This window comes from Actinomadura rugatobispora (assembly GCF_042656285.1).
GTDB lineage: Bacteria > Actinomycetota > Actinomycetes > Streptosporangiales > Streptosporangiaceae > Spirillospora > Spirillospora rugatobispora.
This window is the reverse complement of the sequence record NZ_JBHSON010000013.1, coordinates 147,593-156,031: the sequence shown is the minus strand read 5'-3', so window position 1 is coordinate 156,031 and position 8,439 is coordinate 147,593. Positions and strand designations below refer to the sequence as shown.

At 75.0% G+C, this 8,439-nt stretch carries 8 protein-coding genes; 5 read left to right on the top strand and 3 right to left on the bottom strand.

Annotated elements, in window-relative coordinates; translation table 11 throughout:
* Nucleotides 1–119 precede the first annotated feature (119 nt).
* The gene (gene ligA / locus ACFPZN_RS12310; RefSeq protein ID WP_378282017.1) at nucleotides 120–2,225 is read right to left on the bottom strand and encodes an NAD-dependent DNA ligase LigA; all 2,106 of its coding nucleotides are present in this window, start codon (nucleotides 2,223–2,225) and stop codon (nucleotides 120–122) included.
* A 231-nt stretch (nucleotides 2,226–2,456) separates the two neighbouring features.
* On the opposite strand from ligA, the gene ACFPZN_RS12305 reads away from it, so the two are divergent.
* Genes ACFPZN_RS12305 through ACFPZN_RS12295 form a run of 3 tightly spaced genes read left to right on the top strand, consistent with a single transcriptional unit; the run spans nucleotide 2,457 to nucleotide 5,474 of the window.
* The gene (locus tag ACFPZN_RS12305; protein ID WP_378282016.1) at nucleotides 2,457–2,981 is read left to right on the top strand and encodes a PadR family transcriptional regulator; all 525 of its coding nucleotides are present in this window, start codon (nucleotides 2,457–2,459) and stop codon (nucleotides 2,979–2,981) included.
* A gap of 4 nt (nucleotides 2,982–2,985) precedes the next feature.
* Nucleotides 2,986–3,714 (top strand): ABC transporter ATP-binding protein, encoded by a 729-nt coding sequence (locus ACFPZN_RS12300; RefSeq protein WP_378282015.1) that lies wholly within the window; start codon nucleotides 2,986–2,988, stop codon nucleotides 3,712–3,714.
* Nucleotides 3,714–5,474 (top strand): FtsX-like permease family protein, encoded by a 1,761-nt coding sequence (locus ACFPZN_RS12295; RefSeq protein ID WP_378282014.1) that lies wholly within the window; start codon nucleotides 3,714–3,716, stop codon nucleotides 5,472–5,474. Before ACFPZN_RS12300 ends, ACFPZN_RS12295 begins: the two co-directional genes overlap by 1 nt.
* 7 nt (nucleotides 5,475–5,481) lie before the next feature.
* Here ACFPZN_RS12295 and ACFPZN_RS12290 read toward each other — a convergent pair whose 3' ends face one another.
* Entirely contained in the window at nucleotides 5,482–6,816 is a 1,335-nt protein-coding gene (locus tag ACFPZN_RS12290; RefSeq protein ID WP_378282013.1) for an MFS transporter, read from the bottom strand.
* Entirely contained in the window at nucleotides 6,813–7,292 is a 480-nt protein-coding gene (locus ACFPZN_RS12285; protein WP_378282012.1) for a MarR family winged helix-turn-helix transcriptional regulator, read from the bottom strand. The genes ACFPZN_RS12290 and ACFPZN_RS12285 overlap by 4 nt, the downstream gene beginning before the upstream one ends.
* Nucleotides 7,293–7,404: 112 nt before the next feature.
* Here ACFPZN_RS12285 and ACFPZN_RS12280 point away from each other — a divergent pair, with 112 nt between their 5' ends.
* The gene (locus ACFPZN_RS12280; protein ID WP_378282011.1) at nucleotides 7,405–7,851 is read left to right on the top strand and encodes a nuclear transport factor 2 family protein; all 447 of its coding nucleotides are present in this window, start codon (nucleotides 7,405–7,407) and stop codon (nucleotides 7,849–7,851) included.
* Nucleotides 7,852–7,910: 59 nt separating this feature from the next.
* Nucleotides 7,911–8,426 (top strand): hypothetical protein, encoded by a 516-nt coding sequence (locus ACFPZN_RS12275; protein ID WP_378282010.1) that lies wholly within the window; start codon nucleotides 7,911–7,913, stop codon nucleotides 8,424–8,426.
* Nucleotides 8,427–8,439: the final 13 nt, after the last annotated feature.

The window sequence follows — 8,439 nt, the reverse complement described above, 5'->3', positions numbered from 1 at the left end:
AACCTCGGACTCACCCGGACCAACAGCACCTGGCATCTGTCCTCGGCCAACGCATGACCACAGAGGGGCTGTCCGGCCCACGGCCGGACAGCCCCTCTAACAAGATCTTCAGCAGTCTTCTAGAGGTAGTCGGCGACGCGGGTGGCGAACTCCTCGGGGGTGGTGACCTCGATGCCGAGCTTGTCGGCCTTGGCCTTCTTGGAGCCGGCCTTCTCGCCCGCGACCAGCAGGCTCGTGCGGGCCGAGACCGAGGAGGAGGCGCGGCCGCCGGCGCGTTCGATCAGCTCGTTCACCTCGTTGCGGGACAGGTCGGCCAGCGGGCCGCTCATCGAGCCGGTGACCACGATCGACAGCCCGGCCAGCGGGCCCTCGTCGGCGGCCTCCCCGGACTCGCCCGCGTCGCCGTCCTCGCCCTGCCCGTCCTGGGAGCGGGGGGCGGGGGGCGTGGCGCCGGGCTCGGTCATGGTGACGCCGGCGGCGACCAGCTTGTCGATGAGGGGGGCCAGCTCGGCGATCTCCTCGACCAGGACGGGCGCCTTCTCCGGGCCGATGCCGTCGACCTCCTGGAAGGCCTCGGCGTCGGCGGCGCGGATGTTGTCCATGGTGGCGAAGTGGCGGGCGATGCGGCGGGACATGGACCGTCCGGTGCCGCGCACCCCGAGGGCGCAGAAGACCTTGTTGAGCGGCTTGGCCTTGGCGGCCTCGATGGCGGCCAGCAGGTTGTCGGTGCTGGTCTCGCCCATCCGCTCCAGCTCCAGCAGCGGCTCGCGCTGCAGCGTGAACAGGTCGGCGAAGTCGGTGATCAGGCCCGCGGCCACCATCTGGTCGATGCGGTTCTCGCCCAGGCCCTCGATGTCGAGCTGGTCGCGGCCCACGGCGTAGCGGACCGAGGCGATCGCGTGGCAGGCCCGGCCGCGCACGCAGCGCCAGCGCTTCTGGGAGTCGTCGATGGCGTCGCCGCAGCGCGGGCAGGTCTCGGGGATCGGGATCGGCGTCTCCTCGCCGGTGCGCAGGTGCGCGACCGGCGCCTCCACCCGCGGGATCACGTCGCCGGCCTTGTAGACGGTGACATGGTCGCCGATCTTCAGATCGCGGCGGGCGATGTCGCCCGCGTTGTGCAGGGTGGCGTAGGTGATCACCGAGCCGTCGACCTCGACCGGCTCCAGCACCGCGCGCGGCGCGATGATGCCGGTGCGGCCGACGTTCCACTCCACCCCGACCAGCCTGGTGATCTTCTCGGTGGCCGGGAGCTTGTAGGCGATCGCCCACCGCGGCGCGCGCGAGGAGTTGCCGGCCTCGCGCTGGTCGGCGGCCAGATCGGCCTTGATCACGATCCCGTCGATGCCGAACTCCAGCTCGGCCCGCAGCCCCGCGATCTGCTCCACCCGCTGCTGGATCTCGGCGACCTCGGTGCGGGTGACGCCGGCGACCGGGGTGGAGGCGGTGGTCAGCGCGCCCCACCCGGCGATCTGCGTCATGATCTCGCTGTGCGGCAGCTCGCCCAGCCGCCCGGCCAGCTCGGGGGCGGTGCCCTCGAGCGGGAGCGCGCCGTAGGCGAAGAAGGTCATCTCCACCTGGTATTCGCGGTCGCGGGCGCGCAGCGAGCCCGCCGCGGCGCTGCGCGGGTTGGCGAAGGCCGGGTGCCCCGCGCCGGTGCGGGCGGCGTTGGCGTCCTCGAACTGGGCGTGGGTCATCAGCACCTCGCCGCGCAGCTCCACCGTGACCGGCTCGGCCAGCCGCGCGGGCAGCCCCGCGACCATGCCGATGCCGTGCGAGACGTCCTCGCCGGCGGCGCCGTCGCCGCGGGTCACCAGCTGGACCAGGCGCCCGTCGCGGTAGCGGGCGGAGATCGCCAGGCCGTCCAGCTTGGGCTCCACGCTCCAGACCGCGACGGGGCGGTCGAGCCGGCGCTCCAGACCGGCGACCCAGCCCTCCAGGCCCTCGGCGGAGAAGACGTTGTCGAGGCTCAGCATCGGCACGGTGTGCGGCACGTCGCCGACCACCGCTCCCCCGGCGACCTTGCCGGTCGGCGAGTCCGGCAGGACGTGCTCGGGATGCTCGGCCTCGTAGGCGGCGATGCCCCGCACCAGGCGGTCGTAGGCGTCGTCGTCGAGCGCGGAGTCACCCTCGCCGTAGTAGGCGGCGGCGGAGACGACGGCGGTCTCCACGGCGTCGGCGTAGGCCGCCTGGTCGACGATCTCGGTACGGGCTGGGGTCTCGGTCATGGGCTCATCATCTCGCGTGCCTCTGACAGAACGCGCACGTCAGCCTCGGTCCCGGCGGGCCGGCGCCCGGATTGTCCCACGGATCGAAGTCGCGTCGTCCCGCCTGTATGAGAATGACAATAACGGGAGAAAACGGGCTGGTCCGCCCCCGCCGGCCCGGGCACGGTTCCCGGCCGTTCCGCTTGACCGGCGCCATGGATAACGGTTAGCTATGGCCCTGTCGTCAGGGAGGTGGGCGCCGTGCAGGACGTGGTGCTCGCGCTGCTGGCCAAGGAGCCCTCGCACGGGTACGGGTTGCGCGCCCGGCTGCGGGAGGCCCTCGGCCCGCTGGGCGAGGAGCTCAACGCCGGCCAGGTGTACGTGACGCTGCGGCGCCTGGAGAAGGCGGGTCTGGTGGAGTCGCGGCCGGCGGTGCAGGCCGACCGGCCCGACCGCAAGGTCTACGAGCTGACCGCGGCGGGCCGGGACCGGGTGGCGGGCTGGCTGGCCGATGTGAGCTGGAGCCGTCCCGCGCCCGCGGAGTTCCACCTGAAGCTGGTGGCCGCGGCGGTGTCGAGGCTGGCCGATCCGGTGGCGCTGGCCGACGCGCAGCGCCGCGAGCTGCTGCGGCGGCTGGCCGAGGCGCAGCGGGCCGCGCTGGAGCAGCCCGCGGGCTCGGACGCGGCGCTGCTGCTGGAGGGGGCCGTGCTGCGGCTGCGCGCCGACCTGACCTGGCTGGAGTCGTGCGCCGCGCACTGGTCGGCGAGAGGGGATTGAGGACGTGGAGTACACCCTGTGGGCGCGTGGCCTGCGCAGGCACTACGGGAGCGGGCCGTCCCTGGTGCGCGCGGTCGACGATGTCGACCTGGCGGTCGCGCCGGGCGAGACGGTGGGCATCGTCGGCGCGAGCGGCAGCGGCAAGTCCACCCTGCTGCACCTGCTCGGCGGGCTCGACCGTCCCGACGGCGGCGAGGTGTGGCTGGCCGGCCGGCGGCTGGACGGGCTGTCGGAGACGGCGGCGGCGCGGGTCCGGCGGCGCGGGATCGGGTTCGTGTTCCAGGCCTTCCATCTGGTCGACGAGCTGACCGCGCGGGAGAACGTGGAGCTGCCCGCGCTGCTGGCCGGGACGTCCCGGCGGGCGGCGCGGCGGCGGGCCGAGGACCTGCTGGAGCGGGTGGGCCTGGCCGACCGCGTCGGGCAGCTCCCGGGGCGGCTGTCGGGCGGGCAGCGGCAGCGGGTCGCGGTGGCGCGGGCGCTGGTGAACGACCCCGGCCTGCTGCTGGCCGACGAGCCGACCGGCAACCTCGACAGCGCCGCCGCGACCGACGTGCTGCGGCTGTTCGGCGCGCTGCGCGCCGAGGGCCGCACCGTGGTCATCGTCACCCATGACTCGCGGGTCGCCGGGACCGCCGACCGGTTGATCACGATGCGGGACGGCGCGTTCACCGACGAGACCGTCCTCGGCCGTCCCGCCGCCGGATCCGCCGCGCTCGCCGGGCTGGACCTCTGATGGCCCGAGGGGAGCGCGGCGCCCCGGCGATCGGCACGGTGCTGCGGCTGACGCTGCGCGACCTGCGCAGGCGGCCGGCGCAGGCGGCGCTGCTGCTGGTGGCGATCGCCGCGACGACCACGACGCTGACGCTGGGCCTGCTGGTGGGAAACGTGGCCGGCGAGCCGTGGGACCGCACCCGGGCCGCCACCGCCGGACCGGACGCGGTGGCGATCGGCGACGCCCGGACGCTGGCCGCGCTGGCGAGGGAGCCGGGCGTGGCCGCCGCCGGGCGCCCTTATCCGACGGTGAGCGGCGCCCTGCGGGTGCGGGACGTCACGGTCAACGCGGTCGTGCACGGCCGCGACACGGCGCCCGCCTCGCTCGACCGCCCGCTGGTCACCGACGGCCGCTGGCTGCGTCCCGGTACGGCGGTGGTCGAGCGCGCGTTCGCGGAGGCGCTGGAGGTGCGGCCAGGCGATCGGGTGACGATCGCGGGGCGCGGTTTCACCGTCGCGGGGATCGCGATCGGCACCGGGCGGGTGCCGTACCCGTCGTCCACCCCCGGGCTGGTGTGGGTGACCCGCGGCGACGCGGCGCGGCTGCCGTCCGCCGCGCCCGGCCCGCGGCGGTACACGATGCCGCTGCGGCTGGACGATCCCGCCTCGGCGCCCGCCTTCGCCGCCCGCCACCAGGGCGTGCGGTCCTGGCAGGACATGGGCGCGTACGCGACCGCGGAGCTGCGGCGGGCCAACGGCGCGCTGCTGATCGGCGCCTGGGCGCTGGCGCTGCTGGCGGCGATGAGCGTCGCGCTGCTGGTCGGCGGGCGGCTGGCCGAGCAGGGCCGGCGGGTGGGCCTGCTGAAGGTCGCGGGCGCCACGCCCGCGCTGGTCGCGGCCGTGCTGCTGGCCGAGCATCTGGCGGTGGCGGTCGCGGCCACCGCGGTCGGTGTCCTGGGCGGCTGGGCCGCGGCCCCGCTGCTGACCGGGCCGATCACCGGCCTGCTGGACGCCGGCACGCCCGCGCCCACCCCCGGGACCGCGCTGGCGGTCCTGGCCGTGGCGGTGGGGGTCACCGCGGCGGCGACGGCGGTACCGGCGCTGCGCGGCGCCCGGATCAGCACGGTGCGGGCGCTGGCCGATCCGGTGCGCGGCCCGGGCCGGCGCTCCCGGCTGGCCGCCGCGGCCTCCGGGCTGCCCGTGCCGCTGCTGATCGGCACGCGGATCGCCGCGCGTCGGCCGCGCCGCACGGTGCTGGCCGGGCTGAGCATGGCGGTCACCGTCGCGATGGTCGTGGCCGCCCTGGTCATGAGCCGCGACGTGGCGCGCAGGAACACCGTGCTCCTCGGCCCCGACTTCGTGCCGGGCGCGGGCAACCCGGTGACCGAGCGGGTGAGCCAGATCGTGCTGGTGCTGTCGCTGGCCATGGTCGCGCTCGCGGCCGTCAACGCGGTGCTCACCGCCTGGACGACCTCGCTGGACAACCTGCGCGCCGCGGCGCTCACCCGGGCACTGGGGGCGACGCCGCGGCAGGTCACCGCCGGGCTGGCCGCCGCCCAGCTGGTCCCCGCGGCGGTCGCGGCGGTGGGCGGGGTCCCGCTGGGCCTGCTGGTGTACGCCGCCGCCCGGATCGCCGCCGGTTCCACGAGCCGGACCGAGGTCCCGGTGCTCGCGCTGGCGGCCACGGTGCCGGTGACGCTCGCGGCCGTCGCGCTCCTCACCGCCGTGCCCGTGCGGTACGGGGCCACCCGCCCGGTCGCCGGGCTCCTCGAAGCCCGCTGACGCCGGGTCAGGAGGAGGAGCCGCCGCTCGCCTCGGCGGCCTCGGACACCTTCGCGTCCGGGTCGCCGTGGCCGGCCCGCCCGTCGAGCTCGGCCTGGGCGCGCTCGGCCCGGCCGAGGTCGCGGTGGCCGGTGGCCAGGATGGCGACGCCGGCCAGGATCGCGGCGGCCCCGACGGCGAACGGCACGTGCACGTTGAAGTGCTCGGCCAGCCGCCCGGCGGCGTAGGGCGCCAGCCCGCCGCCGATGAAGCGGACGAACCCGTAGGCGGCCGAGGCGACCGGGCGCTCGACCGGCGCCACCATCATCACCGCCTGCGTGGTCACCGTGTTGTTCACGCCGATGAACGCCCCGGCCACGATCACGGCCGTGATCAGCACCGGCCTGGAGTCCACGAACAGCGCGATGACCAGGACGTCCACGGCGAACAGCGCCAGGGTGCCGTACAGGGTGCGGGCGAGGCCGAACCTGCGTTGCAGCCACGGCGCGCCGAACACCGAGAACACCGCGACGAGCAGCCCCCAGCCGGTGAAGACCAGGCCGAGCCGGAGGGCGTCCAGTTCCATCGGGAACGGGGCGTAGCCGAGCACGGTGAAGAAGCCCCAGTTGTAGCAGAGCGCGGTCAGGCTCATGATCAGCAGGCCGCGGTGGCGCAGCGCCCTGAGCGGGTCGGCCAGCGAGGTCCGGCGCGCGGGCGCGGGCTGCGGCCGGACCAGCGTGATCGTGGCGGCGAGCGCCAGGGCCATCAGGACGGCGACGCCGAAGAACGGGCCGCGCCAGCTGATGTCGCCCAGCACGCCGCCCAGCAGCGGGCCCACCGCGATGCCGAGGCCCAGCGCCGCCTCGTACAGGATGATGGCGCCGCCGAACCCGCCGCTGGCGGAGGCGACGATGACGGCGAGCGAGGTGGCGACGAACAGGGCGTTGCCCAGGCCCCAGCCCGCGCGGAAGCCGATGATGCCCTCGACGCTGCCGGAGGTCCCGGCCAGCGCGCTGAACACCACGATCAGCACCAGCCCGGCGATCAGCGTGCGCTTGGCCCCGATCCGGCTGGACACCCAGCCGGTGACCAGCATCGCCACCGCCATCACCACCAGGTAGCTGGTGAACAGCAGGGTCACCTGGCTCGGCGAGGCGTGCAGGTCATCGGAGATCGCGGGCAGGATCGGGTCCACCAGGCCGATGCCCATGAACGAGATCACGCAGGCGAACGCGACCGCCCAGACCGCCTTGGGCTGGCGGAAGGGGTTCTGGCTCGGCGCCGCGGCGGGCGGCGCCGCCGCGGTCCCGGTTCCGGTTCCGGTCGGGTCGCCCGCTCGGCGGCCGGTTCGGGAGTTGGTCATCCATCGCTCCGGTGGGTCGGGGCGTCGTCGTCCGGCCTCGCGGCCTCCAGGCCGCGGCCGGTGAGCCGGTTGAGGGCCGGCAGCGCGGCCGCGATGGCGGCGCGGTCGGCGGCGGGCAGCTCGGCCAGCAGCTCGGCCAGGCGCTTGGCCTGGACCTGGCGGCGGCGGGCCAGCTCGGCCCGTCCGGCGCCGGTGACGCGCACCACCACGGCCCGGCGGTCGCCGGGCTCGCTGTGCCGCTCGGCCAGGCCGAGCCGTTCCAGCCGGGAGACCAGCTGGGTCATGGCCGGCTGGGTGACGCCCTCGTCACCGGCCAGCTCGGTGATCCGGCGAGGGCCGAACCGCTCCACGTTGGCCAGCACCGAGAGCGTGGTCATCGACAGGTCGCGGGGCAGGGCCAGCGCCCTCATCAGTGAGGAGACCCGGCCCAGCGCTGCCGCGAGCTCCAGCTCGTCGAACGACGGCGACTGTTCCATAAGACTCTTATATCAGTAACTCATATAAGTAGCCTATGCAAATCGGGATGAACCGCCCTTCCGGCGGGCGACGTGTAACCTAACGCTTGCTTGAGAAGCCTGGAGGTGGCCGATGCCCGACCGGGAACCGCTCCATCGCGCCGAGATCGGTGAGCTGCTGGTCCGGTACGCGCGCGCCGTCGACGACGGCGACTGGGACCTGCTGGACACCGTCTTCACGGAAGGCGCCGAGCTCGACCTCTCCGCCCCCGGCGGCCCCAGGGGCGCCCGGGAGGAGGTGAAGGCCTGGCTCGCCGAGACGCTGCCCGCCTGGCCGGGCCGCCAGCACCTGCTCGGCGTCCCCTCGATCGCCTTCGGCCCGGACGAGGACGACGGCCTCACGGCCACGGCCCGGGCGCCGTTCTCCGACACCCTCTCCCCCTCGCGGGACCTGGTCAGAGCGGACGCCCCAGGGCTCATCCGGGGCGGCGGCCTCTACCACCACCGCCTGCTCCTGACCCCGGACGGCTGGCGCAGCCGCGCGATGGCCATCGAACAGCAATGGCGGACCATCGGCTGACCCCCTGCCCTCCCCTCCTCTCTGGCATGATCTTCCGCAGTCGATGAAGGGACGGGCGGATGATCCCACCGCAGCCCGGGCGCCGGCTGAGTTCGCGGGCGGTCCAGGTCGGCATGGTGAGCGTGCTCTCGCTGGTCGTGGCGGGCTGCTCCTCGGACACCACGCCGTCCGCCTCCGGCCTGGCGACGCCGTCCAGCCCGGCGACGCCGACCACACCGGAGCCGACCGCGTCCCCCTCGGACGACGACGATGACGATGACGACGAGGTGACCGCCTACTGCGTGCGGAGTCCCAAGGGCGGGGTCCCGGACGAGGAGCCCGACCAGGGCTACCGGGTCGTGGACGACGACCTGTGCGACGACGACGATCTCGGCTCCGACTCCACGCCTCCCTCCGCCGGTTCGCCCGGTGCGTCGAGCTCGCGGTACAGCTACTTCTGGTACTACGGCGGCCGCCACCGCTCCGGCTACGTCTCCGGCGGAGAGCTCACCGCGCCCGCGAGCGGCACGATCACCACACGCTCCGGGACCACGGCCCGGGCGGGCTTCGGCAGCGGTTCGCGCAGCGGCGGCTGACGGACGCCCGCCG